Raw genomic sequence first — 26,760 nt, 5'->3', positions numbered from 1 at the left:
ATGTCATTTTAGGTTGATAAAATTTAACCATAAAGGAGATGATTGTATATGGAAATACTAAAATGTGAAAATCTCACAAAAATATATGGTTCAAATCAAACTAGGGTGACAGCCTTAAATAATGTGAATTTATCAGTTCAAAAAGGGGATTTTGTATCCATCGTAGGAGCATCTGGTTCTGGTAAATCAACATTATTACACATGCTTGGAGGAGTAGACAGACCAACATCTGGGAAAATTTATATTGAAGATACAGAAATAGCAAGTTTAAAAGAAGAAGCTCTAGCAGTTTTTCGACGTAGAAAAGTGGGTCTTATCTATCAATTTTATAATCTTATACCAACTCTTGATGTCAGAAAAAATATATTATTACCGATGTTACTTGATAAAAGAAAAGTGGATGAAGAGAGATTTTCTGAAATTGTATCAATACTAGGATTATCTGATAGATTAAATCATCTTCCAAGTCAACTTTCAGGTGGACAACAACAAAGAGTATCTATAGCTAGAAGTTTAATCTATAGACCAGCTATTTTATTAGCAGATGAGCCAACAGGTAATCTTGATAGAAAAAATTCAGAAGAAATTGTAGACTTACTGAATATATCAAATAAACGATTTAATCAGACAATACTTCTTATTACTCATGATGAGAAAATAGCACTAGAAGCAAATCGTATTGTAACTATGGAAGATGGTGTGATTGTCTCTGAAAAGGTGGTGAAGAAATGAATATTCTTCAAGAATACACCTTAGACTTTGTACGTCGCAATAAACGCAGTAGTATAGCCATAATGTTAGCCATATTACTTACTACAACAATGATGTCTTCTTTATGTGGGCTGTTGTATACTATGTGGAGTGATTTCGTAAGACTTTCAATAGAGAAAGAAGGTAACTGGCATGGTGAATTATTTGATACTACCTATGGAAGTGACCTATCATTAATTGAAAATTTTTCTTCTGTTGATGATGTAATGGTGAAAGGACAATGGTATGTAGGGAAAATTAGTAATGACAAAAGAGATTATATAATTTATAGAAATGCTACATCAGAATACTGGAACTCCATGCCAGAAAAAGACACTATACTAGAAGGTCGTCAACCAAAGAATGCTAATGAAATTGCACTTTCAAAACAGTACTTTGAAAGTAATCCAAGTACAAAGATTGGCGATAAGATTACTATTCCAATAGGTTATAGAACTTTAAATGGAAATTCTCTTGAACCTGTAGCTCCAAAATCAAAAAGTGAGAGTTTTAAAAAAACTTCAGAAATAACATTAACAATAGTAGGAAAAATGGATGTTACAACATCATCAGTTGTACCTGCATACACAGCTTTAGGATATTTGGACAAAAAAAGTATAAAACCCAATGATAATATAACTGTGTACTTACGATTTAAAAATATGCGAGATACATATAAAGAACTCCCAAAGCTTGCTAAGTCATTGGGGTGGAAAACTAACGAATATGGAAAATACAATCTTAAATACAATAGTAATTATCTTTTAAAGATGTTAGTATTTTCTCCAGAACAGAAAGCATCTATGAATAGTATAGAAAAATTTGCAACTCCAATTATGTACTTTACAATAGCAATTTTTACAGTAGCAGTATTTGTAATGGTGATTTACAATGCATTTTCATTATCAGCAAATGCTAGACTTACTCAATTAGGGATATTATCTAGCATTGGTGCATCACCAAAACAAATTAGGAAATCTGTGCTATTTGAAGGCTTTTTATTAACTATTATACCTCTGCCAATTGGTTTATTTTTAGGCTGGTTATTGTGTGATAGACTCATAATTTATATTAATTCAATCAATTCTTCTACAGGTACTCAAAGTGTGGTATATACTTATGGTATTCCTGCTTTTTTACCAGCAGTTTTACTTACAATAATAACAGTCTGGATTTCTGCACTTATACCAGCACGAAAAGTATCAAAGATATCTCCTATAGAAGCAATACGACAAGGAGATAGTATTAAGATAAAAAAATCACATAAATATTCGCTAGGAAAGATATTTGGTATAGAAGGAGAACTTGCAATGAATGCACTTCATGCACGTAAAAAATCCTATCGTACTGCAACAATATCTTTAACACTATCTTTTCTATTGCTTACAGGTTTTTTGCATATAATCGCAAACCAAGAAGGAGCAGAAGTTGTCTATGGAAGTGACGCTTATGAAAAACAAAGGGATATATCAATCCATTTAGCAAATGGAGAATCTGTAGAGCCTGCTTTTATTGAAAAACTAAGTAAGACAGAAGGTGTAAAGAGTTCATTATATTATCTTAAAATGTCTGCTGCTACTTGGTTAACTGAAAAAGATGCCTCGAAAGAACTTGCAGAAAATGGCGGATTTAAAGGTGTAGTTTCATCTAAAAAATACTCTCCTATAGAACGTAATGGTAAATTTCGTATATACTCAGCTATAATTGGACTTGATGATAAGAGTTTTACAGAATATTGCAGACAAATTTCTGTAGACCCGAAGATATTCTACAATACAGAAAACCTAACTTCAATTGTATATAATAAAGAGGAAGATATTAATCGTAGTACACGAAGAGATAAAGTATATATAGATTATTTAAATCTTTCAATAGGAGACAATCTTAAATTAAATGAAAGAATATCTGATGAAGGTAAAGGCGATTATACTTTTAATATGAAAGTGGGAGCTATTACAAATAAGCTTCCTCAAATAATAAATACCAATTCAAGATATACATTAATTCAAATAGTACCAATGTCTATAGTGCAGGAAATATCTAAAAATTATAATGAAGAAGGTAGACTACGTTCAAATAATATGATGGGATTATTTAAAGTAGATAATAGTGAAGATATCCCAAAAGTAAAAGAAAAATTAGAGTCTATTTATAATAAAGCTTATGGGTCTGGAGATTATAGTATTGAGGATGTTGTAGAAAATGAAGAAAAAGATGCTAGTGGAAGAAAGACTATGAATTTAATAGTGAGCTTCATTACAGGATTGTTGGCTATGATTGGATTATCTAATGTATTGGCCACAGTGTCAGGGAATCTTAGAAGCAGAAGACAAGAGTTTGCCATGTTACGTTCTGTTGGATTATCACCAGATGGTATAAAAAAGATGCTTGCTTTAGAAGGATTATTTTTAGGAATTACACCATTATTACTCAGTATTCCTGTACAAATAGCAATAGTGTATATTTTTCTACGTATAAATGAAATACACTTTATAGAGTATTTACCATTTGCACCTTTATCTACAATAATAGGTTTTACTGTATTGATACTTTTTATTGTAATATCATCATATATGATAGGATATAAGCAATTAAAGAATGAAAATATAGTAGAATCTATAAAAAATGAAACAATATAAATAAAAGTTATCTGAATTAATGTAAGGATAACACCTTAAGACTATTGATAAATATAGGTATGGTTCTATTATTTATTTAATAAAATCTGATTTATTTAATAAAGTATGAAATATAAATAGAAATATATTGTTTAAATAATAGATAGGATATAAATATGACTGGATTATAGGATTTTACCTATAATCCAGTCTTTTATGTGTAAAATTTAATTATGAACCTTGCACCACCATTATGACAATTTTCTGCATGCAGAGTTCCATTTTGAAGTTCTATAATAGACCTTGATAGAGCAAGTCCTATACCAATACTGTCCTTATTAGCATTTTTACCACGATAAAATCTATTAAAAATATATGGGAGTTCTTCCTGAGAAAATCCATTACCATTATCCTCTATAATAATTTCAGTATATAGAGGGTTTTTGTTGTAGTAAGCAATAATATGTCCACCATTTTCTATATGTTCACTACAATTTTTGAAAATATTCAAAAGAGCTTCTAAAGTCCAATTAATATCAACTTCAAATTCTACTGAATCGCAACTTTCTATAGAAAGTGTTTGATGTTTTTCTTTTAAAGAATCTTCTATAGGCTCAACTGCATAAGTGAGTAGAGAATGTACATCTATAAGTTTTCTTTCAAATATTAAAGTACTTGCATCCAATTTTGATAATATAAGTAAAGATGAAACTAATCTCTCAAGTCTTGAGATTTGATTTGTAAGTCTATGAATATAATCTATTTCCTCATCAGAGCAACTTTCTGAAAGTAGTTGTGCCATAAGTGACATAGAAGTAATTGGAGTCTTAAGCTGATGTGCAATATCTGCAAGATTATCAGAAAGGGTCTGCCTTTCTTTTAAAGCAAATTCCTTTGAACAACGAAGCTCTCCTACTGTTTTGTATATCTCATCTTCAAGGTGAGAAAATTCATCTTCACATCGTAAAAGCACAGACTCTTTTCCTGAGTTTACTTCTTCTAAGTATCTAGTAAGATTGTTTATTCTATTCATTTTTTGTATATTTTGTTTATGTTTAAGTATATATACAACTAGAGCTATTGTTGAAATTATAATAAACGAAACCACTAAAAAGTAAAAAAAGTTTTTACTCCAAAATGTACCTTTAGAGTATCCATGCTTTAATAAAATCTCATTTCCAATGTTAAGGTTATTATCACCTGAATCTTTTAGAGATTTTAGTATATGTTCTGTAGACTTAGGATTGAACTGATATGATGCACCAATAGCTTTAGACATCATTTTATATTCATCAAAAGAAGTTATAGTTGTTAGAATTACACTTAACAAAACAGTTATAGCAAAACAGAATAATATAAACACAGCTGTATTATTGATGTCTCTTGGAGTTTTCACTAATTATCCTCCATTCTATATCCTATGCCTCTCAATGTTTTTATACAAGGTGGATTTTTTAATTTTTCCCTAAGACGTTTTATTGTAACAGTAAGGGTATTGTCATTGACAAAGTTGCCATCTACGTCCCATAGCATTTCTAATAACTTTGTGCGAGTCATAGCTTTATTCTTATTTTCCATCAAGCTTAAAAGGAGCTTATATTCTCCTGCTGTCAAAAGTACTTCAACATTATCTAAATATACTTTGACTTCAACTTTATTCAATTTTATATTTTCGCATGTAATAGTATTGTTAATATCAGGATGAGTTCTTCTAAGAACTGCATTAATTCTAGATTGGAGTACTGAAAGTAAAAATGGCTTAACCACATAGTCATCTGCACCCATATCTAATCCATGTATAATGTCTTTTTCATCATCACGAACAGTCAAAAATATTACTGGAGTATCTTCTATACTTTTAACATATTGACAAAATTCATATCCAATACCATCAGGTAAATTTAAGTCAAGTAGAACCAAATCAATAGTTTTATCAAAGTTTTTCTTCGCTTCAGCAATAGTATTATAACAACATACTGTGTGATTTTTCTTTTCAAGAGAAGTTTTTATCCCAAATGTAATTGTATCATCATCTTCTAGAAGTAGTATTTTAGCCATTTACTTTTAATCCTTTCATCAGTTTAAATTTTTAGTTTTATCTTTAATATTTTTTCATATTAAAGATAGGAAAAGTATCATTTAAGTAATATAAAGTTTAATTTATAAACTTCTAAACTTTAAGTGAATTTATCAAAAGAGAAAGTGTTGTTTCAATAAATTTCTCTTCATCTATATTAAAATTATCTAGGTACGATTTTCCTGTTAAAGATAATAAATTAAAAAATCCTGTGAGGGTAAATATTGATGAATACATAAGAGTAGGTATTTCAATATCATATCTAATACTTCCATCATTTTTTCCAACTTCAAACATTGCTTGGATTTCATCAAACATAAATTTGTTAAAAGAAAAAAACTTATTCTTAAATGGTATCTCTGTATCTGAGTTTCTCGATTGTACAGCACCAATCATCCCCATAAGAGATAGAAGTGAGGGATTAGTACAATAAAATTTATAAAATGCAAAGTATGAAAATTTTATTTTTTCAAATCCTGTTTTACCCTTTACATTTTCTATTTCAATACTATTCCAAAGTCTCTCATATCCTCTTAAAACGACAGCAAAAAATAAATCTTCTTTACATGAGAAATATTTATATATAGTACGTTTAGTATATTTAACTTCTTTTGCCAATTCATTCATAGTTGTATTATCAAAGCCATTAAGGCAAAATAATATTTCTGCCTTATCAATAATCTCGTTTTCTTTTTGTAATTTTTCTTTATCTCTTCTTGATAATTCTGACATATAAATTATTCCTTTCTATTGTTAATAATGTATACCGGTGGTATACTTGTGTAATTATGATATATTTATATACTGATGGTATACTTTTATGAAAATAAAATTGATATTAAGTCTTATAGATATTTATAACTTCACTAATTAATTATATAGGCAAAAGACTAAATAGGGGGAATTTATTTATGAAAATAACAGAAAATGTATTAATGTTAGATAGTACTCGTGGTTCAAATTGTTTTATTGTGTTTGATAAAGAGCTTACTCTTATAGACACAGGACTTCCTTTTATGGGGAAGAGCATAATTAAAGAATTAAAAACATTTGGAATTAAACTTACAGATATTAAACATATTTTACTAACACATCATGATGTTGACCATATATCTAATGTTAAGTTGCTAAAAGAACAGACAAGAGCGAAAGTGTGGGCTCATATAGAAGATATACCTTTTATTATAGGAGAGAAGGATAGACCTGGATTCAAAAAGTTTATAGGAAAGACAATTTCGAGAAGAATTATTAAGGATATTGAGCCTTATGAAGAAAATATGAAGATTGGAAATATACAAATTATCCATACTCCAGGTCATACTCCAGGGCATGTGTGTATGGTTTTTGAAGATGTATTATTTGCAGGAGATTTAGTTAAAAATAAGAATGGGAATATAATTCCTTATCCTAATCTTTGGAATTGGGATTCTGAAAAGATGATGAAATCTATAAAAGAATTAAATAATTTTAAATATGAATGGATATGTATGTCTCATGGAACTCCTTGCATTAAGTAACAAAAATAACAATCTATAATATGTATATCCTGTATTATCTATTGACTATATCCAATATTGGTGATAATATGATATCCAAGATAGAGTATAGGTGGTGAATTTTATGATACGCACTTTAATTTTATATTATCTAAATATTAAACCAACACATGGGTATGAAATTCAGAAGTTTCTACAGGTGTCTGGTGCAGATAGATGGACTAAAATACAGTCTGGGTCAATATACTATGCGTTGACAAAACTAGAAAAAGATGGAGCAGTTAGGGTTTTAAGAGAAGAAAAAACTGGTGCTAGAATTCGTAAAATCTATGAGATTACCCAAAGTGGCAAATTAGAGTTAAAGGAAGAAATACAAAAAGAACTTCAGACGCCAATAGTACCAACAGGTTCAAATAAATTCCTATTACATAATATTTTGGATGTCTTACCTAAGGATATTTTACAAAAGAATCTTGAAAAGCATATAAAATATTTGATAGAACAGAAGAAGTATTGGGAAAATTGGAAAGAGATTAAAAAAATTGATAAAAAGAGTCTTGCAACAGAAAAGATTGCATTTGATATGACAATAGATAATCTAAATTATCAAATTCTATGGCATGAAGAAATATTAAATAATCTTGATAAGTATATATCTGTCGGTTGTGAGACGCAAAATATAATTAAATCTATAGATTTTTCAAATATAGAAGATGATTTTTTATTTACATCTGAGACAACAAATGAATTACTAGAAGTCCAGAGACTTAGAGATGAAATAATTGATAACCCAGATAAAGCTATAGAGAATATAGATAAAATAATATTAAAATTAAAAAATAAGCATTAAATTTTATTATAATAGCACGAGTAAAATACTCGTGTTTTAAAAAAATAATATATACAATGTTGGATATATAATATTGGTTAAATACTTGGGAGGTTTATAAATGAGTAATGTATTATTGGAGATTGAAAATCTATCTAAGAAGTATAAGGACAAGGAAGTTATATCAGGAGAAAGCTTCAAGGTATTCGAAGGAGATATTTTAGGTTTTATTGGACCAAATGGAGCAGGAAAAAGCACATCTATAAATATGTTTACAACGATTGTGTCACCTGATGCTGGAAACATATATTATGAAGGAAAAAATATATATAATCAAAAAAATGATTTTAAGCGTTCACTTGGTGTCGTACCACAGGAATTAGCTATATATGAAGATTTAAGTGCATATGATAATGTTAAATTTTTTTGTTCATTATATGGATTTAGAGGTAGAGAACTTAAAAATAGAACTAAAGAAGCTTTAGAGTTTGTTGGTCTTTGGGAGAGGCATAAGGAGTTTCCTTCAAAATTTTCTGGAGGGATGAAACGTAGGCTCAACATAGCCTGTGCAATTTCACATAGCCCTAAAATCCTTATTATGGATGAGCCAACAGTAGGTATTGACCCTCAATCAAGAAATAAAATTATGGAGGCAATTAAAGATATTAATGCTAATGGTACAACAGTTATATATACTAGTCACTATATGGAAGAAATTGAAATCTTATGTAATAGAATTGTTTTAATAGACAAAGGAGTGATTATAGAAGATTTAGATAAAAACTTATATAAAAGCAAATATTTTAAATTTGGTTGTAAGACATTAGAAGATATTTTTTTACATATTACAGGTACAGACTTAAGAGATTTGGAGGAATAAATAGATGAGATATTTTTTACCATTGTTCAAATTAGGAGTGAAACGAAGAAGTAAAGATTTTTTTATTTTATCTTATAATATTGTTTTTCCAGTAATCATCATCATACTATTAGGATATTTAACATCAAAATCTTATGGAGAGGAATTTACATCATACAATTATTATACCATTGTTACAATACCATTTTGTGTTTTTATGGGAATCATTAGTATTTCATATGCAGCACAGGATGAAAAAGGTTCAAATACATCATATCGTTATATGATTTCTCCTATTTCAGTAGCAGACTTAGTTCTTTCAAAACTCTTCTCTTGTACAATAATACTTTCACTATGCAATTTGATAACTTTATTTTTGTTAAGAGGTATTTTTCATATGAGTTTTGGTGGAAAATTTTTAGCTGTTATTTTTCTTTTGACATGTGAATCAATTGTAGTATCATCCATGGGATTGTTTTTGGGATTTGTTTGTAAAAATTTAGATATGTTACGTAATATCATTAATATACCAATAGTGATTTTTGGCTTTTTAGGAGGAGTATTTTTTCCAGTTAGCTCATTAAATTCAACTATTTCATTAATAATAAATATATCACCATTAACATGGATTAATAGAGCTATAGTTGCTTGTATATATGATAATAACTTGCATCTCCTTTTTAATATATCATGCATATTTATAGTCACAAGTATATTTATAACAATACTTACAATTAAATTTTTCAAAAAGGAGGTTTTTATATAGTGAATTTAATAAATATTTTTAATAATAATTTAAAAAAAAGTATGAATAAGAGATTAGTTTTCTTAGTTACAATCTTATTCCCTATAATTGTAGTAATACTTGGGATATTGGCAAATTACATAAGTAAACCATCTTTCAATATTGGTATTTTAAATGATTACAAAAACGAACAACTCCTAAGCGAATCTGAAAAAAGAATATATGATAATACAATAATAGCTTTAAAAAATACTCAAGGAATCAATGTAGAGATTGCAGACCTTAAAACAGTTAAAACTGATATTATAACTGGGAAGTATTCAGCTGTTATACATTTTAATAAGAGTGATTTTAAGTTATATTCTGTAAAAGATAAAAATACGAATGATATATTAAAGTATTTAATAGAAAGATATAAAAAAGACCCAACTCCTATAGATATAAGTGAACTAGAAGAAAATACCTTAGGTATATTACAAAGAATAATTGCATTTATCGTATTATTTCTGATGATAACATCTACTGTAACAGCATCAATGATTATCAAAGATAAAAACTCAGGTACATTTACAAGAGTACAATATTCTCCACAAAATATAAAAGGATATGTGTTAGGAAATATGTTATATAATTTTACAATAACATATTTTCAGTACTTAATTTCAATATCTATAATTAAGTTATTTAAGGTTGATATTGGCATGGATTATATAGACTTGGTTTGTTTAGGAATTTTGGTATCAGCTTTAGCAACTTCTTTTGGAACATTTGTATCTTCTTTATTCAATAAAGAAATGTATGCAAATTTATTTTCTACATGTATAGCCCTTATAGTATCACTTATTGGTGGTTCATTTATTCCAATTGAGAAAATGCCAACAATGTTACAAAATATTAGCATTATAAGTCCAATACGATGGTTTATTAGTTTTGTGACTTATGTGGAGGAGAGAAAAGGAAGTTTTTTTAATATGGGTTATATTTTCATTTTAATAGCCATGACATTAGTTTTATCTTTATTAGCTATGAAGTTTACTCAAAGAAGCAAATACTTGAGTCATAATAATTGACTAATATAAAACTTTGTATAATGCAAAAGAGCCAATAATCTCTAATTTTCAAAGGTTATTGGCTTTTATTATTGTATCTAATCATTTTACTGACATTCTAAATCCAAAATATAAATTTTTAGTATAACCATTCCTTAGTATCAAAGCACATTTTTTGTATGTCATCAATAAAGCAACTTACATGGTATCCATCAGTAGATGCATGATGAACTGTTATAGAAAGAGGGAGAAGTATTTTTTCATCTTTTTGATAGTATTTACCTGCTTCAATCGTAGGGAAAAAATAATTTTCAAGACCATGATTATGCACAGTAAAACTCTTAAAACTAATCCAGGGAATACAAGAAACAGTATAACAGTTTTTTGGTGGATTTGATTTTGCTAGAAAACCATAATTTTTTCCATATTCTTTAATATCAGCTAAATAATTTTCATAGAATATCGAAAAATCTTTATCATATTCTGTCCATATTGATGAGAAAGTCTTATCATCATCATGGAAGATTGCATAGAATGGTGTTAATGTACTCCAATAACCAAGTTCATCTTCATCATATGCAATTTTTAATTCTTTATATTGATTTAAGCAAGTCGTTATTATGTATAAATATGCTGGGTAAAATTTAATATTTCTTTCTTTCGTTTCCTTAATTAAATTAGTAATGTCTATTTCTATAGTTAAATCAAATCCTACATTTGTCATTTTTGAAAAATAGTAAAAATGTGTATATCGTTCCCAGTTTTGTAAGTCAATTTTATGGAATTCTCGTTTACTCATATGAAATCACCATATCCTTTATAATACTTATTTGATTATCAATATCTTCATTTGTAATCTTTAAAACAGGAGAAGATGTTTTCATACTATCAAATAAAAACATTATGTGTATTGCAATTGTTTTAGAGTCGCATTTTTTAAATTCACATTTAGATTGTCCATAGTTGATTAAATTTGAAAGCATTGTGATAGCTGAATTATATCTTTTATTCATATAATCATGTTGGTCCTTTTCTACAAAAGCAAATTCATGTATTGCAAAATTCAAACCACAATATTTACTTTTTATATCATTTTTTTGTTGCTGTAAAAAATATTCCAGCATATGTTTAGCTGATATATTTTCCTTGATACCTTTATCTAATAAATTTTGAGAGTCGTCTTTATGAGTATTTAGTATATTAATAAAAATTTCTTTTGTTGAATTAAAGTGTCTATACAGTCCACCACGACTTAAATTACATGCTTCACAGATATCTTTCATTGTTACATTACTATATCCTTTATCAGCAAATAACCTTATTGATGTATCAATAATAAATTGTCTAGTTTGTTCTCCTTTTGTTGGCATATGCTTTAACCTCCTTATTAACGACATGAGTGTCACTTCAATTATGAGACACATGTGTCGTTTTGTCAAGCCGAATTTATTCTCTATAAAGTGAATGTACAATAAAATAATATTAATTTATAAAACGGTTGGACAATACAAGAAGCATGATTTATTTTTAAATTGATATGAAGAGTAATTAAATAGTAATAATATTATTGACTTTTAAAACTTACGTGTGTAATATATAAGTTACTATCAATTATATATTTACCTACATATTTTTAGGATATACTTAAAAACATAACAAAAGTATAGAGTAGTTATGTTTATAAGATTCCTTTAAACATAAAACTTACATATGTAATATATAAAATAATAAGGGTGGTTTGTATGAGAAAAAATAAAAAAAAAGAAAAATGATAATTTTTGGTTTTCTAATTTGTTTACTTGTAGTTATTGTTGGTTTTTTAGCTAAATTCATATTAGAGGGACTCAATAAAAGCAAACCAGATGAAGTATTTAAGCAATATATGTCTTTTGCAAATGAAAGACAATATGAAAAAATGTACGACTTGTTAGATGAAAAGAGTAAATCAGAAATTAAAAAAGAAAAATTTATTTTAAGAAATAAAAAAATATATGAAGGAATTAATTCACGTAATATAAGTGTAAAGATTAATGAAGTTAAAAAAGAAAAAGATAGTGACAAAATAATAAAATACGATTCGAAGATGGATACCTTAGCAGGAGAAATTTCATTTTCAAATGAAGTGCCATTAAATAGAGATAAAGATGGAGATTATAGAATAAGATGGAAGTCAGATGTTATATTTCCAGAACTTGAAGAAGATAATACTATAAGAATATCAAAGCTTAAAGCCAAAAGAGGAAATATTTTAGACCGAAATGGAGTAATGATTGCAGGACAAGGCCTTGCATCAATGATAGGTCTAGTTCCTGAAAAAATGAGTGATAATACAGAAGACTTAAAAAAATTATCTACTTTACTAAATATACCAGTTGAACAAATTCAAAAGAAATTAAATGCATCTTGGGTAAAAGACAATTCAATGGTACCTATAAAAACTATCGAAAAAATAAAAGACAAAGCATTACAAGACTCACTTCTTAGTATACCAGGAGTTAAGATATCTAATACAGAAGTTAGACAGTATCCATTGAGTGAAAAAGCTGGGCATTTAACTGGATATGTTCAAAATGTAAATGCAGAGATATTAAAGGAAAAAGAAGGTAAGAGATATAATCCTAATAGTATAATTGGTAAGATTGGCTTAGAGAGTTTACTGGAAGACAGGATACGTGGTATTGATGGATATGAGATTATTATAGCTGATAGATATGGAGACAAGAAAAAAACTCTAGTAACTGAGCCTAAAATAGATGGAGAAGATGTAAAATTAACTATAGATTCAAAACTACAGAGTAAATTATATGAACAAATGAAAAATGATAAAGGATGTGCAGTAGTTATGAATCCTAAAACAGGAGGAATCTTATCCCTTGTAAGTAGCCCATCATACAATCCAAATGAATTTATACTAGGGATGTCAGAAGATAGATGGAAGGAAGTCAATGAAAATGAAAACAAACCAATGTACAATAGATTTAAAGCACGATTATGTCCTGGGTCTTCTTTTAAACCAATCACTGCTGGTATTGGTTTAACGACAGGAAAGCTTAATTCAAATGAAAACTTTGGACACAGTGGTCTTAGCTGGCAAAAAGATTCTAGTTGGGGGAGCTATAAGGTAACTACATTAAAAGATTATGGTAACACTGTAAACATGAAGAATGCATTAATTTATTCTGACAATATTTATTTTGCTAAAGCAGCATTAAAAATAGGTGAAGATATATTATCAAAAGAGTTGTTAAAGCTTGGTTTTGAGGAAAGTATGCCGTTTGAATTTGGAATATCCTCTTCAAGATTTGGTACTGACGATAAATTTGACACTGAAATACAATTAGCAGATAGTGGATATGGTCAGGGGAAGGTTCTAGTAAATCCAGTACATATGGCATCAATGTATTCAACTTTTGTAAATAATGGAGATATGATAAAGCCATACCTTGAATTTAAAGATAATTCACATGCTGAATTTTGGAAGAAAGGTGTATTTTCCAAACAGTCTGTAAAAATTATTCGTGATGATTTGATTCAAGTTGTTGAAAATCCTAATGGCACGGGTCATAGTGCTATGACTAAGGGAGTTACTATTGCTGGTAAAACTGGTACAGCAGAAATTAAAGCATCTAAAGATGATATTACAGGGACAGAACTTGGATGGTTCAATGCTTTTACTGTAGATGAAAATAGTGATAAACAGTATCTGGCAATTGCTATGATTGAAGATGTAAAGAATCGTGGAGGAAGCCATTATGTTATACCTATTGTTAAATCAATATTTGAAGATTAATTTTACTCAATTTGAGGATTAATCTTATTCACTTAAGAATTGTATTTTATGTGAATTATTTTATGATCTCTTGGTAAACTTTAAAGTAATTAAAGGAGTTGTCTTAAAATTATTTTTCTTAATCAAATTTTAAGTTCAACTTCTTTTTTTAGTTTTTATATGTTACTTTTTATTAATTATTTTTTAATCTATATTTTAAAATTTAATATTGAATAAATTTGAACATGAAAGATAAAGTATATGCATTAAAAGATTCATTAAATAAGTTTTTTTAGAAATTTAACCATAGGCAAAATAATGGATTATAATACCTAGTATAGTTGATTATGAAGATAGAAATAAAATAGATAATACATTATTAAAAAATCATAATTATTTCCATATAATAACAAATATATAATGTTATATAATATTAATACTATTAAAAAAATTGTTAAAAGAAGAGAGGCATTTATTGTTGAAGAAAGGTAAATAGAGGAGTATAATGAACAATGATAACTAATTTTAGAGGTATCTATATACAAAGAAATTATATATTTTTAATAAATAATTTAAAGTTATCAGAAGAAATTAGAAAAAACTTTTTTATTCCTAGATGAAACTGAAGGGGGGACTGTATGAGAAGAAAAAGATTTCTAATCACTTTAAGTATGGGGCTTCTTTTTTCTAGCCTAATATCTATTTACTTGGTCTACAATTTGCAAGGGAATGCCAGAGTAATTAATTATGCTGGTATTGTACGTGGAGCAACACAACGTCTAATTAAACAAGAATTGAATCATCAGCCAAATGATAAATTGATAAAAAAATTAGATGATATTATTCAGCAACTTCAAGGTAGAAGTGGTGTGTATAATATTGCTTATGTAGATGATAGTGACTTTCAAACCAGCATGATTCAAATGGAAAGAGAATGGGAACGTTTAAAGCAAGAAATATATATTGTTCGTAATGGAGGAAAAAGCACTACACTTTATAAAGATAGTGAAGACTTTTTTGATTTAGCAGACAAGACAGTTTTATCTGCTGAAAAATTTAGCGAGAGTAAAGTTTCTTCAGCTGAAAATGTTTTGATTGTTTTAAATCTTTCATTTGCTTTATTGATTATTTTTATTTATATGTATGATACTAAACAAGATATTTTACAAAAGAAACTTGAACTAGCAGAAGAGGATAATCAGAGAAAAAGAGAACGTCTTATTCAATTGGCTGAAGACTTACAGGCTCCAATGAATGATATTTCAGAGCTTTTATATATCAGTGATTTAGAGACTTATGATTTATTATTTTTAAATAAGGCAGGTATTGAAAGTTTTAAGGTTGACCAAATAAAAGGGCAGAAATGTTATAAAGTACTACAGGAAAAAGATGAACCTTGTGAGTTTTGTACAAATCCTTATTTAAAAGAAAGTGAAAATTATACCTGGGAATTTACGAATCCAGTAACAGGTCGTCATTATCTGTTAAAAGACCGTTTAATTGAATGGGAAGGTAAGCCAGCAAGAATGGAGATTGCGTTTGATACCACAAAATCAGAAGAAGAGAAAATAAAATTACGATTTACACTTGAGGCTGAAAAAATAATTACAGATTGTGTAGATATTTTATATAGAGATAGCGACATTGAAAAAGCAACTATATCTGTGCTTGAGAAGTTAGGAAGTTTTCTATCTGCTGACCGTTCATATATTATTTATATTCGAGATGGTCTAATGTATAATGATTATGAATGGTGTGATGAGCATATCTTGTCGCAAAAAAGCTATCTACAAGATCTTCCACTATCTACTATTGAGCGATGGATTCCATATTTTAATAATAAGGAATGTATAGTTATAAAAGATTTAGAAGAGATTAAATCTACATCACCAGGAGAATACCAAATATTACATAATCAATCTATTACTAGTCTTGTTGTAGCACCATTAGAACATAATGGAGAACTCATAGGTTATTTAGGCGTTGATAATCCACCTCCAGATAAAATTATGAATATTGCATCATTACTTCAAACACTTTGCTACTTTATTTCCCTTGCCAGTCAACATTCTAAAACTCAGGAGCAATTATCAAAACTAAGTTATATTGATAAACTTACTTCATTCTATAACAGAAATCGATTTATGGAAGATTCGCAATCACTTACAAAAGTTGATATTTCTATAGGAATTATTTATTTAGATGTGAATGGTTTAAAGGATATCAATGATAAATATGGGCATGAGATGGGAGATAAGTTATTAATAGAATGTGCAAGACGAATGAAACTGGTGTTTCATTATTCTGATTTTTACCGTTTAGGTGGAGATGAATTTGTAATTATTTGTCGTGAAATTGAAGAAGAAGTTTTTAGTAAGAAAATAATAGAATTAAAAGGAGAGTTTAGAAAAAGACCTACTTGCCAAGTTGCTATAGGGTCATATTGGGCGAATACAGTTGATGACATAGGAGAAATAATAAAAAATGCAGATGCAGAAATGTATGAAGATAAAAAAGCTTTTTATCGTAAACACTCTGTTTCTCAGAGATATCGACATCATAGTGATGAAATGTTACATTTAAGCAAACCTGAGGTTCTTGAAAGAGAAATACAAAACAATCGTTTTCTCGTTTATTTACAACCTCAAATTTCTTTCTCAGACCGTTCAGTTGTGGGTGCAGAAGCACTTATACGTTATTTGGATAATTCTAATTCACTTGTAGCTCCAAATAATTTTCTTCCTATATTAGAAGCATCTGGACTATTAAGTAAAATAGACTTCTATGTATTTGAATCTATTTGTAAAAAATTTAGAAATTGGATTGATAATGATGTTCCAATCGTTCCAATATCTATAAATTTTTCAGAAGAATCACTAGAAACACCAGAATTTGTGAATTGTTTAGTGTCAACCTGTCAGGCTTATCAAGTTCCTACCAAATACATAAAAATTGAAATAACAGAAAGAGTACATGATGAGAATCATCTTGATGTGAAAAAAATCATATCAGATTTAAGAGATGTTGGTTTTGCTATTGCAATTGATGATTTCGGAACTGAGAATGCAAATTTAGCACTGCTCTCTGAAGTTGAGTTTGATATATTGAAATTAGATAAGAGTCTAATTGATAATATTGTATCGAATCCTAGAACAAAGGTGATTATGGAATATATTACAGGAATATGTCATAAATTAAATATTTATATGGTTGCTGAAGGAATTGAAACTGAGGAACAATTTTCTACGCTATTACAATGTAGAGTAGAGACAGCACAAGGATATTTATTTAGCAAGCCTATACCAATCGACGAATTCGAAAATAATTATCTAATAGAAAGTCATCTATTGAGTTAGATGACTTTTTTTATTATGAATATGTATTTTCATGTTATTGATAAAATTGATGGACAAGTTTTAGATAAAAAATCAGGTTAATTATAATAAAATCAAGTAGAACACATTAATTAAAATAAAAATTAATAAATTGAATAAATAATTAGCAAGAAAAGATTATAATAATATGGTTTTTCTGAATAGATACGATATTGATTTTTCTGTTGATTTTTTTAGACATATCACATGTTATCATACAAAAAATTAAAATAGTGGCAACAATTGAGGATGTGAGGGAGAGTTGCCACTATTTCGTATAGGGTATTATATTATGTTTTTAAGCTAGTTTTACTATCTTCTATGCTTATATAATAACTCTTGTGTATGAATTTAATAGATAATTCATATGAAAATTATGTGAAGTTTTTAGGTTTTATAGTAAATATATTAGAAGTTATAGATTTTTTTGTCATTTAATATAGATAATGTTATTTTAGCTGCTAAACTACCATTAGAATAATCTTTACTTTGGATATTTGTAGCAAAGAAATAAGTATTTTCATTTTTTTCTACATAACCTATAAACCAACCATTTACATCTTTACCATTTATAGTAGCGGTGCCTGTTTTGCCAGAAAGTGAGACGCCATCCTTTTTTGATACTATCAATGAATCTTTTACAGCTTCTATATTTTTATCTTTAAAATTAAACTTATTTGTATAGAAATCTCTAAGTAATTTTACCTGTTCAATAGGTGAAATTTTTAATGAGGATTCTAGCCAAAAACGTGAGATACCTCCTGAAATATCACAATTACCATACTTAATCTGTTTAAGATAAGTTTGTATATCTTTTATCCCTGTTTTTTTATCTAGATAATGAAAGTACCAGTTTACAGAGTTCTCCATAGCAGAAAATAAGTCTTGGTCTTTATTCCAAGAGTTAATAGGATGAAGTTTTCCATCCCAAGGGATGTATGAATTATTTTTTGTTATAATCCCATTTTCTAATCCCAATAAAGCACTATAAATTTTATAAGTAGAATTTGGAGAAATTCTTTTTTTACTTTTTTCCTCATTGTAAATATGATATTGATTGGATTTTAAATCATACATAACAAAACTTCCATCAAAACCTTTAAAGTATTTGCTTAGGTCTTCATACATAGTTTGACTATTTGTAGGTTTATATTCTTCATTAACATCCGCCATAATGGATAATGTAGGGCTATTTCCAAATACAATTAAAGCAATCAATGTAAAAATTAAAAGGCTTTTTAGTTTTAAAAATTTTGACTCAGTATGAAAATTTGTTATCTTCAATAATCGCCTTTTAATTTGTTGTTTTGACCCACCAATATCTGATGTAAGTGTGAGATTAGAGGGTTTTGAAATATTATCTACAAAGTTTATTAGTGTTTGTCCATATTCTATATAATCATCTTTATCAAGTTTCTTTAGAACTGAAATATCACATGCAATTTCACGGTCTACTCGCATTTCTTTAAGAGCATACCATACAAGAGGGTTAAACCAGTATAATATTTGGAAAAAACACATTATATAATTTATCAATATGTCTCTATTTTTAGAATGTTGTAATTCATGAAGTAAAATATATTTTATATCTTTTAAAGATAATTTAGATATAGACTTATCTGGTAATATAATATGTGGTTTAAAGTATCCAAATGTAATAGGTGTATTTATGATGCAGGATTTACATAATATAAAATCTTTATTTATACCAATATCTTTTTTACATTGTTCAGATAGTAAAACTATCTCATCATCATCTAAAATATGTGCAGATTTTTTCATATTTCTTATTTTAAAATTACAATGAATCGTGATAACTATCATAATTGAAATACCAATCATCCATAATGTTAATAATAAAATATTTAAACTATCAAAATTAGATTGATTCAGAGATACTGAAAAATCCTTTAATGTATTTGAGTGATTAATAATACTATTTGAGCTATTTTTTATTATATAAGTATTAGCAGTATTATTTTCAATTTGAGTAAAACCATATAGATAGTTAAGCATATTTCCAAGATTAATGTATTTAAGAGGGATAAATGGAATTATTAATGTTATAAGCAATATAAATCCAATATTATAGTGGCATTTTGTAGAAATGTGCTTATTAAATATCTTTTTAATAAATAAAATTGCAACAATTAATAATGATAGGGTTAATGTACTGAATAGGAATCGTATAAAGAATGGAGCATACATATTTACTTATCCTCCTTAGTCACCCTTTTGTTTAAAATCTCTTTCAATTCCTCAATATCATCTTCAGATAGTTTATCGTTTTCCAAAAAGTTTAGCACCATAGAATTAAGAGCACCATTATAAAAACGATTTAAGAAAGAACGACTTTCTGTAGCTACATATTCTTCTTCTTTAACAAGTGGAGTATAAACGAAAACTCTACTATTTTTTTCATATGTTAAAGCTCCTTTTTTAACTAATCGCAATAGCATTGTTTGAATAGTTTTAGGACTCCATGTACTTGTTTCTACTAATTTTTCAATTACTTCATTAGTGCTAATAGGAGCATATTTCCAAACAATCTTCATAACTTGATACTCTGCTTCTGAAATTTGTGGTACTTTTTTCATGATTATACCTCCTTATACTTACATTTGTAATATATAAAGTATATTATCATTAATTTAGTTTGTCAATTAGTAAAAATAGCTCATTTATAACTCCTAAATAACTAGATATAATTAAATTTAATTCTTAGTTGAGTTGTGTAAGTATAGCTTTAAGTTAAATAAATGTGTATATTGACAGCTAAAAATATAGTTGATATACTTATTGTTGACATAACAACTAAAAAGGGGGATATAGAAATGATAATCACGGTTATAAATGGAAGTCCTAGAAAAAATGGGGCTACATCGAAGGTTTTGACTTGTTTGTGCAAAGATATTGAAAGATTAATTCCAACAGTAGAAATTAATTATTTTGATTTAAGTGAAGTCAATCCATCGTATTGTATTGGTTGTTTAAATTGTTATAAAATGGGGAAGTGTATTAATCAAAGTGATAAAGTAGAGTACATTCATGATATAATTACTAAGAGTGATGGTGTTATATTTGGTAGCCCTACTTATGGAAGTAGTGTAACTGGGATTTTCAAGGTATTTACAGATAGAGCACATATGATGTTGGAAAGATTATTGTATCGTAAGCCATGTATAGCAGTTACTACATATGAAAATGCTCGTGGTTCAAAAGCAATTTCTTTTATGAAATCGATGGTCTTAGATTCTGGAGGTTACACTTGTGGTAATTTATCTATAAAAACTGGATTTAATCAGAATCCTATAACTGAAAGAGTAGAATTAAAGATACAAAAAGTATCTAAAAAATTTATTTATTGCATAGAGGAAAATAAAAATCCGCCTGTGTTTTCTCAAATCTATAACTTTATTGCTATGAATGTTGTTTTAAAGCCAATGGCTTTTAAAAATATTGAGCAATATAAAGGAATAATTGATAGATGGGAGGCGCAAGGGATTATCTAAATGGAGGTAAAATGAAAGATTTTGAGGAACTATATGAAGTTACAACTAAGCTAGTAAGTACTTCATTGAAGGTAAAAGATGATTTGAAAAAAATGTTTAAACAAAATGGATATGATATAACAGCTGATCATTATGCGTTATTAAGATTTCTATGGGAACAAGATGGAATTTCTCAGATAGATTTATGTGAAAAATCATGTAAGGATAAATCCAATACTACAAGAATCTTAGATGTTATGAAAAATAAAGGATTGATTGTACGTAAAGTAGATGCTAAAGATAGACGTAAGTTTCAAATATTCTTAACAGATTTAGGTAGAGAATTAGAAGAACCATTAAATAAAATTGCAAGTATGTATGCAGTAGAGACATTTAAATCTATTTCTGATGAAGAGTTACCCTTGTTTGCTAAGATTTTAGATAGAATTGGAAAGTAGATACAAACTCTATTTTAAGAAGTCTTTTTAACTATTAATGATACAAAATGATAGAAAGAGGGATAAGAATGAGTTCTAAGATTTATTATTTTTCTGGGACAGGGAACTCTTTAGTAGTTTCAAAGGCTTTAAAAGGGATGTTAAATGAAAATAAGGAAGTAATACCATTAGCTATACATAGAAAAAAGCAAAATATAGATATAAATGAAGATGTACTAATAATCGTTTTTCCTGTGTATTTTGCTAATGCTCCTGATATAGTAAAATCTTTTGTAGATAAATTAAATTTTAATAGTAATACTCATATATATGCTATTGCCACTTGTAATGGAGTAGCTGGACATAGTTTGTTTACTATAGATAAGTTGCTTAAGAAAAAGGGCAAAAAATTATCAGCTGGTTTTATAATTGATATGCCTGGCAACGCTTTGACAACACCTTTAGATGTTGAAGAAGAGAGATTAAGAAATTTAACTAATAGAGTATCTGAGATTGCAAAGTATATCAATAATTCTGAAAATGGAAGTATAGAAGGAAAGAATAATTTAAAGTCATATATAGATAGTGTTATGCTTCGTTTAGTAGGGAAGAATATGCAAATTGCAACTACTAAATTTTTTGCAGAGAGTAAATGTAATGGATGTGGGACATGTAAAAAGGTTTGTCCTGTAGACAATATAAGTATAGTTGCTAAAAAGCCAAAATGGGGTAATGAGTGTGAAAGATGTTTAGCTTGTTTTCACTGGTGTCCAAAAGAGGCTATAAATATAAAAAAATCGTTTTTAACAGATAGAAAGAAGTATCATCATCCAGATGTTACTGTTAAGGAGATGTTTTTAGATAAGTAGATATATTTAACTTGTATTAATAACTATCTTATTAAATAAAAATTTTAGAGTAATAAAGAGAAAAATACAGTAATCTTATGAGAGGATTATAAATAGTAATATGTAATCATATAATATAGTAGAGATTAAAAAGAATGATATATAAATATATAAGATTATTAACATGAAGATAAAAGCGCCTCATAAATAAAAGTTTTTGAGGCGCTTATTGTTTATTTAAATTGGTATCTATTATTTTATAATCTCAACCATTTTTTTTATATCCTCTGATGCCATTTCAAACTTTGACTTTTCAATCAATATGTTTCCACCAGTCATGATATAGGATGGAAATATTCTTAATTTATCATAATAAAGTTCATTGTTACGAAGTTTATATGTTGAGATAGAAGGGATAGCATTCTTTTTTGTATGTTTTTTAGTAATCATGTTAAAAGATTTTTTTGCAACATCTCCCATCAACATCACTACTTCTAAATTATCGAATAATTTAATTTCCTCTTCTAAAATAGGCATGTGTAATTTAATTGTGTCACTAGTTATTGTATATTCCGATTTAGGGAGTTTTACTGCATTGGTTATATAGATACCCATATCTAAAATATCATTTATATTAGATACTTCTATACCTGCATTGTTGAATAAAGGGATAGTGGTTTTTAAGTAATCAGCATCTTCATCTATACTATAAAAATCATCATTAGGGTTATTTGGTACAACTTCATTAATCATGATAGTTTTTATGGTATCTGTGTCTATTGTTATATTAGGAAGATATGATGTTATTTTGTCGTTATCAAAAAGATTATTCTGCTTAATAAATTCATTTAAAGTTGATTTTATATTTATTTTCATATAATGTATCTCCTTAGTTTAAAGCTTTAAATACTATAAAAATAGTTTTAAAGTATATAATTTTAAAATATAATAACATATCAAATACGACAACAGAATGTCATGTTTAATTAATAACCTTATCTAAATTTAGAATTTATTAGAGCATCTGCTTGTTCATAGTCATCTTTATGTACATAAATTGAGTACTCATAAGAAAAATCTTCTTTTTGCCCTAAATTTCCAAGAATCATTTTATTTGAAAAAGACCCTTTAGAGTAAGTATTGTTCCTTACTTTATACTTATATTTAATTTTATTTACTGACAATATACTGCATATCTCATTAAATCTATCTAAAGAATATCCTCGGAAAAGCTCAATTCTATTTAAAATCATAAAGAAAACCTCCTTATAAAAGTAAGTTATTGAAAATAGTTGAGAAATGGACTATAAGTTGTTATAAATAAAAGGTAGCAAAATTAAATTGATTTGTAAAGTTTTTAAGAGTATTATACTAGTAACAAAATGAATAAGTTACAGATATATAATTTTAAATAAAATATGTAAATGTGATTACATAGACTCAAAGGAGAAATCTTAATGAAAAAAATATCACAAGAAAAAGTAAGTACATATACTAAAGAAGTATCTCAAGAAAAGATTGAACAATGGAAATCGGTATATGAAAAATATAAAGATACTTTAAAAGTAAATTCTAAACCTATTTCAGAAGTAATAGAGTTTTTAAAACAAAAATATACTGTAAAGGAAGAAAATTCAGAAGAGTTCAAGGATGTAATTATCAATAATATTAAATTAAATAAGCCTTTCTCAGAAAAGATTACCAATAATGCAGAATTAAAGCCTATTGTATTTACAATTCAAAATGAAGGGAATGCAAAAAAATTATACGATGCACAAGAAGAAATCTATAGTGGTTGTCCAATTACAGTGGGTATGAAATTTGAAACAGGATGTGTATTTGTAGAGGGTAGTGATGAGCTTAATGATGAGATAACTGCCTTTAGAGGATTAGATAAATATGATATAAATAATTATTATCTAGTAGCAAACTATGTTAGATGTCTAAAGAAATATGAATTAATAGATTAGTACATGATTTAAAAATTATAGAATAAATTTAAGGCTAGTATAATTATAGGGAATAAGTTTAAGTATAATACAATTAAGTTTAAATCTAATATAAATGTTAAACATAAATTTAGATAGAGTTGTCAAAATAAAATTGGCAACTCTATTTTTTTATTTAAAATTTATTAAAACTGATAGCTGTTATAGAATTGTTATTTTTTCATGTTAGTATTCTCTTAGTAACAGAAATTAATGAATTACAAGAAAGGAGAAATAAATATGAAAGATTTAATTCTTGAAACAAAAAATTTATCAAAAAGATATGGGGAACAAATGGCAGTTAACAATGTTTCTTTGCAAATTGAGCGAAACAGTATCTATGGTCTTTTAGGTCCAAATGGTGCAGGGAAGTCTACCACACTTAAAATGCTTGTTGGTCTTCTTCGTCCAACAGATGGACGTATTATTTTTGATAGGAAACTTTGGAAGCGAGAATCTCTTGCAAAAATTGGTGCCTTAATAGAATCCCCTTCTTTGTATGGGAATCTTACAGCAGAGGAAAATTTATTAGTACATACGAAAATTTTGGGAATTCCTAAAGATAAAATTTATGAGGTATTAGAAATAGTAAACTTGAAAAACACAGGGAAGAAGAGAGCTTCACAATTTTCTATGGGGATGAAACAAAGGTTAGGAATAGCTATTGCACTTTTGAGTGACCCAGAACTGTTAATACTAGATGAACCAACTAATGGGCTTGACCCTTTTGGAATTCAAGAACTTCGTGAGTTGATTGCTTCTTTTCCAAAAAAAGGTATAACTGTAATTCTCTCTAGCCATATTCTTTCAGAGGTTGCTCAAGTTGTAGATAATATAGGAATTATAAATGGAGGACGATTACTATTTCAAGGAATACCTGACCCAAATGAAAATCTAGAAGAATTTTTTACAGATGTTATTCTTAAAGGAGGACAAAACAGATGAATGCTTTACAATCAGAACTTTTAAAGTATAAAAGAACATTTATGGGAAAACTTATTATTTTTTTCCCAGTATCTTTTGCAGCGTATGCACTTATAATGCAATCAACACTTATGCAAAATCCATTATCTCAATCAAATTCTTGGGCGTGGCAAAGTCTTTTAGCATTAATTTTTAATTGGTGGTCATTTATGTTTCTGTCTATTGGATTTGCACTGTTTGCTACTTTGGTAGCTGCACAGGAAAAAAAAGCTGGAAATTATCGTGCTTTACGTACACGCAATGTGTCTCCTATGATGCTTTGGATTAATAAAGTTATGGCGATGGCAGTTTACAGTTTTATTTCAACACTAGTTTTAATAGTTGTAACAATTATAACTGGTTTAATATTGAAAGCTGGACCAATTCCTTTTGGGCAGATTATAGAGGCAAGTATTGTATGTTGGGTTGTCTCTCTTGCTATACTTCCAATTCAGTTATTGCTTGCTACGTGGAAAGGTATGTTCCTAAGCATGGGAGTTGGATTTTTAGGAATGATATTGGGTGTCCTTGCTGCGACAAAATCATTTTGGATTGCAGTACCATGGAGTTGGGCAATTAGGATAGTGTGTCCAATCCTTAACTTACATCCTAATGGTACTATATTAGAAGCTGGAGACCCACTTTTGAATACTTCAGTAATTCCTATTGGGATTGTTGTTTCTTTGGTTGTTTTTCTAGTATTAACAGCACTTACTGCAGTTTGGTTTAGTAGGAGGGATGACAAATGATAAAACTCTTATTATCAGAATGGCTTCGAACAAAGAGAACAGCCGTCCGATGGCTTACTCTTTTTATGCCTGTTATTTTTTCATTATGTGTGGTTGCCTATCTTGCAATAAAATCTGGGAGTACACAATCATTTGCTTTTGAAGGATTTTTTACCGTATGGACTGTATTCATCATTCCTATTGGAGTAGGTATTTTATCTGGATTTATAGTATATGAGGAAGAGCTTGCTGGAAATTTCAATGGTTTTTTATGCATAGGTATTTCTCGTGTTAGATTATATCTTGGAAAATTTCTTTTTCTTCTGTTTTGCTTAACTGTATGCACATTTATTGCTACATTGATACTCTGTATAGGTATGAATATTGCAGTGCCATATGGAGCAACAATAAGGTTATTTCTGTCAGCAGCAGGACTTGTGGTGATTGGGATGCTTCCACTATTAGCTATTCATCTTTGGGTTAGTTTTGCATGGGGAATGGGTGCATCTATTGGTATTAGTATTGGTGGAATTTTAATGGCAGCAATACTTGGTCTAACAAATGTGGGCTCAAAAATTGGCCCATTTGTACCTTGGACATGGCCAGTAAAATTGGGTATGCTTCCAGGAACTTATTTTATTAAAGGAACTGGGAATATTCCAAATGATGTGATTTATTCTGAAATGATACAATCAGCTACTATACATTTTGTAGCTGTAGTAATAGGTCTGATTATATT

At 28.0% G+C, this 26,760-nt stretch carries 25 protein-coding genes; 16 read left to right on the top strand and 9 right to left on the bottom strand.

The genetic code is table 11. The annotated features are described in order from the left end of the window. Positions 1–48 precede the first annotated feature (48 nt). Positions 49–732 carry an ABC transporter ATP-binding protein gene (locus Q3304_RS13235; RefSeq protein WP_054275778.1) on the top strand — a complete coding sequence of 228 codons (684 nt, stop codon included), beginning with the start codon at positions 49–51 and terminating at the stop codon, positions 730–732. Then, complete coding sequence (locus Q3304_RS13230) at positions 729–3,389, top strand: ABC transporter permease (protein WP_407813750.1); 2,661 nt, start codon at positions 729–731, stop codon at positions 3,387–3,389. The genes Q3304_RS13235 and Q3304_RS13230 overlap by 4 nt, the downstream gene beginning before the upstream one ends. Positions 3,390–3,582: 193 nt before the next feature. Here Q3304_RS13230 and Q3304_RS13225 read toward each other — a convergent pair whose 3' ends face one another. The 3 genes from Q3304_RS13225 to Q3304_RS13215 all read right to left on the bottom strand — a co-directional run bounded on the left by Q3304_RS13225 (position 3,583) and on the right by Q3304_RS13215 (position 6,177). Continuing rightward, a complete protein-coding gene (locus Q3304_RS13225; protein ID WP_407813751.1) occupies positions 3,583–4,764 on the bottom strand; it encodes a sensor histidine kinase in 1,182 nt (393 codons plus the stop codon). Then, positions 4,764–5,426, bottom strand: coding sequence for a response regulator transcription factor (locus Q3304_RS13220; RefSeq protein ID WP_407813752.1), 663 nt, complete (start codon positions 5,424–5,426; stop codon positions 4,764–4,766). Before Q3304_RS13220 ends, Q3304_RS13225 begins: the two co-directional genes overlap by 1 nt. A gap of 112 nt (positions 5,427–5,538) precedes the next feature. Continuing rightward, positions 5,539–6,177, bottom strand: a complete 639-nt coding sequence (locus Q3304_RS13215) for a TetR/AcrR family transcriptional regulator (RefSeq protein WP_407813753.1) — start codon at positions 6,175–6,177, stop codon at positions 5,539–5,541. A 179-nt stretch (positions 6,178–6,356) separates the two neighbouring features. Between Q3304_RS13215 and Q3304_RS13210 the strand changes: the two genes are divergently transcribed. The 5 genes from Q3304_RS13210 (at position 6,357) to Q3304_RS13190 (ending at position 10,444) form a co-directional block, all read left to right on the top strand. Beyond that, positions 6,357–6,962, top strand: coding sequence for an MBL fold metallo-hydrolase (locus Q3304_RS13210; RefSeq protein ID WP_407813754.1), 606 nt, complete (start codon positions 6,357–6,359; stop codon positions 6,960–6,962). A 103-nt stretch (positions 6,963–7,065) separates the two neighbouring features. Next, on the top strand, positions 7,066–7,791 hold the full coding sequence (locus Q3304_RS13205) for a PadR family transcriptional regulator (protein WP_054268982.1): 726 nt from the start codon (positions 7,066–7,068) through the stop codon (positions 7,789–7,791). A gap of 100 nt (positions 7,792–7,891) precedes the next feature. Beyond that, positions 7,892–8,650, top strand: coding sequence for an ABC transporter ATP-binding protein (locus tag Q3304_RS13200; RefSeq protein ID WP_167639796.1), 759 nt, complete (start codon positions 7,892–7,894; stop codon positions 8,648–8,650). Between the two features lie 4 nt (positions 8,651–8,654). Then, the gene (locus tag Q3304_RS13195) at positions 8,655–9,395 is read left to right on the top strand and encodes an ABC transporter permease (RefSeq protein ID WP_407813755.1); all 741 of its coding nucleotides are present in this window, start codon (positions 8,655–8,657) and stop codon (positions 9,393–9,395) included. Beyond that, a complete protein-coding gene (locus Q3304_RS13190) occupies positions 9,395–10,444 on the top strand; it encodes an ABC transporter permease (RefSeq protein ID WP_407813756.1) in 1,050 nt (349 codons plus the stop codon). Before Q3304_RS13195 ends, Q3304_RS13190 begins: the two co-directional genes overlap by 1 nt. 118 nt (positions 10,445–10,562) lie before the next feature. Here Q3304_RS13190 and Q3304_RS13185 read toward each other — a convergent pair whose 3' ends face one another. Together Q3304_RS13185 and Q3304_RS13180 are read right to left on the bottom strand one after the other, a co-directional pair. Further along, positions 10,563–11,222, bottom strand: a complete 660-nt coding sequence (locus Q3304_RS13185) for a CatA-like O-acetyltransferase (protein ID WP_407813757.1) — start codon at positions 11,220–11,222, stop codon at positions 10,563–10,565. Next, the gene (locus tag Q3304_RS13180; RefSeq protein ID WP_407813758.1) at positions 11,215–11,793 is read right to left on the bottom strand and encodes a TetR/AcrR family transcriptional regulator; all 579 of its coding nucleotides are present in this window, start codon (positions 11,791–11,793) and stop codon (positions 11,215–11,217) included. The genes Q3304_RS13185 and Q3304_RS13180 overlap by 8 nt, the downstream gene beginning before the upstream one ends. A gap of 398 nt (positions 11,794–12,191) precedes the next feature. Here Q3304_RS13180 and Q3304_RS13175 point away from each other — a divergent pair, with 398 nt between their 5' ends. Both Q3304_RS13175 and Q3304_RS13170 read left to right on the top strand, forming a co-directional pair. Beyond that, positions 12,192–14,213 carry a penicillin-binding transpeptidase domain-containing protein gene (locus Q3304_RS13175; protein WP_407813759.1) on the top strand — a complete coding sequence of 674 codons (2,022 nt, stop codon included), beginning with the start codon at positions 12,192–12,194 and terminating at the stop codon, positions 14,211–14,213. Positions 14,214–14,863: 650 nt separating this feature from the next. Next, positions 14,864–17,548, top strand: coding sequence for an EAL domain-containing protein (locus tag Q3304_RS13170; RefSeq protein ID WP_407815440.1), 2,685 nt, complete (start codon positions 14,864–14,866; stop codon positions 17,546–17,548). Between the two features lie 426 nt (positions 17,549–17,974). Here the strand turns inward: Q3304_RS13170 and Q3304_RS13165 are convergent, their stop codons facing one another. Further along, the gene (locus Q3304_RS13165) at positions 17,975–19,774 is read right to left on the bottom strand and encodes a BlaR1 family beta-lactam sensor/signal transducer (protein WP_407813761.1); all 1,800 of its coding nucleotides are present in this window, start codon (positions 19,772–19,774) and stop codon (positions 17,975–17,977) included. 2 nt (positions 19,775–19,776) lie between these two features. Continuing rightward, positions 19,777–20,163: a BlaI/MecI/CopY family transcriptional regulator gene (locus Q3304_RS13160; RefSeq protein WP_054269009.1), complete on the bottom strand. Its 387-nt coding sequence runs from the start codon at positions 20,161–20,163 to the stop codon at positions 19,777–19,779. A 162-nt stretch (positions 20,164–20,325) separates the two neighbouring features. On the opposite strand from Q3304_RS13160, the gene Q3304_RS13155 reads away from it, so the two are divergent. The 3 genes from Q3304_RS13155 to Q3304_RS13145 all read left to right on the top strand — a co-directional run bounded on the left by Q3304_RS13155 (position 20,326) and on the right by Q3304_RS13145 (position 22,363). Then, the gene (locus tag Q3304_RS13155) at positions 20,326–21,078 is read left to right on the top strand and encodes a flavodoxin family protein (protein ID WP_407813762.1); all 753 of its coding nucleotides are present in this window, start codon (positions 20,326–20,328) and stop codon (positions 21,076–21,078) included. An 11-nt stretch (positions 21,079–21,089) separates the two neighbouring features. After that, positions 21,090–21,515 (top strand): MarR family transcriptional regulator, encoded by a 426-nt coding sequence (locus Q3304_RS13150; RefSeq protein ID WP_074179993.1) that lies wholly within the window; start codon positions 21,090–21,092, stop codon positions 21,513–21,515. A gap of 68 nt (positions 21,516–21,583) precedes the next feature. Beyond that, on the top strand, positions 21,584–22,363 hold the full coding sequence (locus Q3304_RS13145) for an EFR1 family ferrodoxin (protein WP_407813763.1): 780 nt from the start codon (positions 21,584–21,586) through the stop codon (positions 22,361–22,363). Between the two features lie 231 nt (positions 22,364–22,594). Here the strand turns inward: Q3304_RS13145 and Q3304_RS13140 are convergent, their stop codons facing one another. Continuing rightward, entirely contained in the window at positions 22,595–23,218 is a 624-nt protein-coding gene (locus Q3304_RS13140) for a uracil-DNA glycosylase family protein (RefSeq protein ID WP_074179994.1), read from the bottom strand. 119 nt (positions 23,219–23,337) lie between these two features. Next, positions 23,338–23,595, bottom strand: a complete 258-nt coding sequence (locus Q3304_RS13135; protein WP_054275797.1) for a hypothetical protein — start codon at positions 23,593–23,595, stop codon at positions 23,338–23,340. Positions 23,596–23,799: 204 nt separating this feature from the next. Here Q3304_RS13135 and Q3304_RS13130 point away from each other — a divergent pair, with 204 nt between their 5' ends. The 4 genes from Q3304_RS13130 to Q3304_RS13115 all read left to right on the top strand — a co-directional run. Then, positions 23,800–24,312, top strand: a complete 513-nt coding sequence (locus Q3304_RS13130; RefSeq protein WP_407813764.1) for a hypothetical protein — start codon at positions 23,800–23,802, stop codon at positions 24,310–24,312. A gap of 258 nt (positions 24,313–24,570) precedes the next feature. After that, the gene (locus Q3304_RS13125) at positions 24,571–25,275 is read left to right on the top strand and encodes a lantibiotic protection ABC transporter ATP-binding protein (RefSeq protein ID WP_219673711.1); all 705 of its coding nucleotides are present in this window, start codon (positions 24,571–24,573) and stop codon (positions 25,273–25,275) included. Beyond that, positions 25,272–26,042: a lantibiotic immunity ABC transporter MutE/EpiE family permease subunit gene (locus Q3304_RS13120; protein ID WP_407813765.1), complete on the top strand. Its 771-nt coding sequence runs from the start codon at positions 25,272–25,274 to the stop codon at positions 26,040–26,042. The genes Q3304_RS13125 and Q3304_RS13120 overlap by 4 nt, the downstream gene beginning before the upstream one ends. Continuing rightward, positions 26,039–26,760: lantibiotic immunity ABC transporter MutG family permease subunit (locus tag Q3304_RS13115; RefSeq protein ID WP_407815439.1), on the top strand; the 722-nt coding region annotated here is incomplete at its 3' end. The genes Q3304_RS13120 and Q3304_RS13115, both read left to right, overlap by 4 nt.

The organism is Clostridioides sp. GD02377 (assembly GCF_045899875.1).
Taxonomy (GTDB): Bacteria; Bacillota; Clostridia; order Peptostreptococcales; family Peptostreptococcaceae; genus Clostridioides; species Clostridioides difficile_A.
The sequence above is the reverse complement of the archived record's forward strand: the minus strand, read 5'-3'. Positions and strand labels throughout refer to the sequence as shown.

Excerpts from the sequence above, each read along its gene's own strand:
- Q3304_RS13175 (WP_407813759.1), top strand. The coding sequence starts at position 12,192 with ATGATAATTTTTGGTTTTCTAATTTGTTTACTTGTAGTTATTGTTGGT.
- Q3304_RS13220 (WP_407813752.1), bottom strand. The coding sequence starts at position 5,426 with ATGGCTAAAATACTACTTCTAGAAGATGATGATACAATTACATTTGGG.
- Q3304_RS13165 (WP_407813761.1), bottom strand. The coding sequence starts at position 19,774 with ATGTATGCTCCATTCTTTATACGATTCCTATTCAGTACATTAACCCTA.
- Q3304_RS13180 (WP_407813758.1), bottom strand. The coding sequence starts at position 11,793 with ATGCCAACAAAAGGAGAACAAACTAGACAATTTATTATTGATACATCA.
- Q3304_RS13140 (WP_074179994.1), bottom strand. The coding sequence starts at position 23,218 with ATGAAAATAAATATAAAATCAACTTTAAATGAATTTATTAAGCAGAAT.
- Q3304_RS13155 (WP_407813762.1), top strand. The coding sequence starts at position 20,326 with ATGTGTATATTGACAGCTAAAAATATAGTTGATATACTTATTGTTGAC.
- Q3304_RS13130 (WP_407813764.1), top strand. The coding sequence starts at position 23,800 with ATGAAAAAAATATCACAAGAAAAAGTAAGTACATATACTAAAGAAGTA.
- Q3304_RS13215 (WP_407813753.1), bottom strand. The coding sequence starts at position 6,177 with ATGTCAGAATTATCAAGAAGAGATAAAGAAAAATTACAAAAAGAAAAC.
- Q3304_RS13200 (WP_167639796.1), top strand. The coding sequence starts at position 7,892 with ATGAGTAATGTATTATTGGAGATTGAAAATCTATCTAAGAAGTATAAG.
- Q3304_RS13235 (WP_054275778.1), top strand. The coding sequence starts at position 49 with ATGGAAATACTAAAATGTGAAAATCTCACAAAAATATATGGTTCAAAT.
- Q3304_RS13150 (WP_074179993.1), top strand. The coding sequence starts at position 21,090 with ATGAAAGATTTTGAGGAACTATATGAAGTTACAACTAAGCTAGTAAGT.
- Q3304_RS13120 (WP_407813765.1), top strand. The coding sequence starts at position 25,272 with ATGAATGCTTTACAATCAGAACTTTTAAAGTATAAAAGAACATTTATG.
- Q3304_RS13230 (WP_407813750.1), top strand. The coding sequence starts at position 729 with ATGAATATTCTTCAAGAATACACCTTAGACTTTGTACGTCGCAATAAA.
- Q3304_RS13185 (WP_407813757.1), bottom strand. The coding sequence starts at position 11,222 with ATGAGTAAACGAGAATTCCATAAAATTGACTTACAAAACTGGGAACGA.
- Q3304_RS13205 (WP_054268982.1), top strand. The coding sequence starts at position 7,066 with ATGATACGCACTTTAATTTTATATTATCTAAATATTAAACCAACACAT.
- Q3304_RS13210 (WP_407813754.1), top strand. The coding sequence starts at position 6,357 with ATGAAAATAACAGAAAATGTATTAATGTTAGATAGTACTCGTGGTTCA.
- Q3304_RS13195 (WP_407813755.1), top strand. The coding sequence starts at position 8,655 with ATGAGATATTTTTTACCATTGTTCAAATTAGGAGTGAAACGAAGAAGT.
- Q3304_RS13125 (WP_219673711.1), top strand. The coding sequence starts at position 24,571 with ATGAAAGATTTAATTCTTGAAACAAAAAATTTATCAAAAAGATATGGG.
- Q3304_RS13170 (WP_407815440.1), top strand. The coding sequence starts at position 14,864 with ATGGGGCTTCTTTTTTCTAGCCTAATATCTATTTACTTGGTCTACAAT.
- Q3304_RS13160 (WP_054269009.1), bottom strand. The coding sequence starts at position 20,163 with ATGAAAAAAGTACCACAAATTTCAGAAGCAGAGTATCAAGTTATGAAG.
- Q3304_RS13145 (WP_407813763.1), top strand. The coding sequence starts at position 21,584 with ATGAGTTCTAAGATTTATTATTTTTCTGGGACAGGGAACTCTTTAGTA.
- Q3304_RS13135 (WP_054275797.1), bottom strand. The coding sequence starts at position 23,595 with ATGATTTTAAATAGAATTGAGCTTTTCCGAGGATATTCTTTAGATAGA.